Here is a 2195-nt window from a genome sequence, read left to right on the forward strand (position 1 = left end):
TGCAAGGTGCGCACGCTGCCGTCGGCCATCTGCACGTCGCCCTTCCAGCCGCTGCCGGGGAACAGCGTGGCGATGGCGCCGTAGCCGCGGTTGTAGCCGCCATTGAGCGGCAGGTCGTCGACGCCGGGCAGCAGCTGGTCGCGCCCGGCATTGCGCAGCTCCTGCATGTAGACCTCGCGCAGGAAGCGTTCGCGCGCGGGCGCGGGCAGGGTCTGGAAGCGGGCCCAGGCATCGAGCGGGGCCAGCGTCTCGCCCACGGCTTCCTGCACGAACGAGACCAGGCCGCGGCGCTCGAACTTCTTGCCGCCGCCGTCGAGCACGCGCACGTCGTCGGTGAGGTACAGCGGCAGCGTGCGCCCGTCGAGCGTCTGCGTCAGGTAGGCCGGCATGCTGGCCGCGCGCGCGGGGTCGAGGTAGGCCTGCGCGAAGGCGGCGTAGTCGGGCTCCTTGCCCTGCAGGCCGGCCATCAGCGTGATCGAGGCGCCGCGCTCGGGCAGTCCCTTGACGAGGGTCTGCGTGCGCGGCTCGCTCGCGTTGAAGGCATAGCTCTGGTTCCCGACCGACTGGATGGTCAGCGGGAAGGTGTTGCCGTCGCGCGCACCGGGCGCGAAGATGTCGCGCCCCGCGCTCACCAGCAGCGCGCCGGGCCCCTCGATCACGATGCCGGGGCTGCTGCCGACCACGTCGGTCGCGCTGCCGATGACGTCGTTGCCGGCCGACACGATCGAAACGTCGCTGCCATGCAGGTTGCGCAGGTTGTACGAGAACTGGCGGATGTCGTGGCCGGCGCGGATCCAGCTCTCCTCGTTGGTCGCCACGGTGGCGCCGAGGATGGAGCCGCCGAGCGCATAGATGCGGCTCGGCGAGTGGTCGCCGTCGAGCGGCATCTTCTCGGGATTGTTGAGCCCGAGCTGGCGCGAATAGGACGAGCCGAAGGTGTTCTGCAGCACGCCGTCCAGGCCGATGCCCGAGCCCGACTCCTCCTCGCGGCCGCGCGGCATCAGGGGCGAGGGGATGAGTTCGGGCGCCGCGCGCGAGAGCACGATGCGCGGCACGCTGACCAGCGAGCCGGTGCCCTCGGAGCGGAACACCAGGTCCTGCGCCGCCAGCAGCTGGAAGTCGGCCTGCGGTGCCGGCGCGCCCGGTGCGCGCGCCGCGATGTAGCCGAGCTCCGGCGTCACGGCCATCGGCGCGGTCATGGTGTAGACCGGCCCCTGCACGATCACCGAGCCGCTCATGGCCACGATCTGCGTCGCGGCCGGATAGCGGTTGCCGCCCTGGCCGATCGCGCTCTCGGCATAGGGCGAGCCGTCGGGGTCGCGGAAGATCGGCATGTAGGGAATCTGGCGGCTCTCGGCATAGGTGGTGTCGACCAGCGTGAGGTCGCCGCCGAGCGAGACCAGCCGCAGCGCCGTGCGGTTGGTGTGGCCGCTCATGTAGGCGCCCGGATCGACCGGGCCGCAGCAGGGATCGAACACCAGCGGTGCCTGCAGCAGCAGCGGATCGACCACGGTCTCCAGCCGCAGGTTGCCCTGGGTGCGCACGTCGAGCGTGGCGTCGCCGAGCGCGAGGATCGGCGCGATGTCCCAGGTGTGGACGCCGTTGGCGTCGGTGGCGGTGACGGTGCGGCCGACCGCCATCTCGCCGGCCGTGATGCTGCCGGCGCCGCGGCCGACGTAGTAGTGGCCGGCGCGGATCGTGCCGCCCGCCTTGATGTCGAACAGGCCGCCGTTGCGCATCTCGAGCGTGGCCGCCTGGCCCGGTGCCAGCGCGCCGCGCAGGCGGGCGTTGGTCGGCAGCACCGCCACCACGTTGTCGAGGTCGCCGCCGGCCTCCAGCGCCAGGTTGCCGCCGCCGAGCGCGCCCAGGCCCTGGAACTGGCCCGGGTCGATCCACCAGCTCGGCTGCATGCCGGTGAAGCGCGTGCCCCATTCGTCGGACCAGTCGGAGAACAGGCCGGTGCGCCAGTTGCCCTGGCCCTGGCGCCGCAGCCATTCGACGAAGCTCTGGTCGGTGGGCTTGGCATGCACCGAGCCCTGCGCCACCAGCCGCATGCTGCCGCCGTCGATGCCGTAGGCCGCATCGGCCGGCGCGCTGAAGTCGTCGTAGGTGGTGGTGTCGCGGCGCCCGGCCGTGTAGATGGCCGAGACCTTGTCGGCCAGCACCAGGTCGCGCCCGGCGCGCAGCTCGATCTC

At 72.2% G+C, this 2195-nt stretch carries 1 protein-coding gene; it reads right to left on the minus strand.

Translation table 11 applies throughout. The features are described 5' to 3' along the window. Positions 1 to 2195: hypothetical protein (locus tag AC27VN_RS39545; RefSeq protein WP_490880225.1), on the minus strand; the 2195-nt coding region annotated here is incomplete at both ends.

The sequence above is a fragment of the Variovorax sp. 20P10.2.4 genome, from assembly GCF_058244205.1.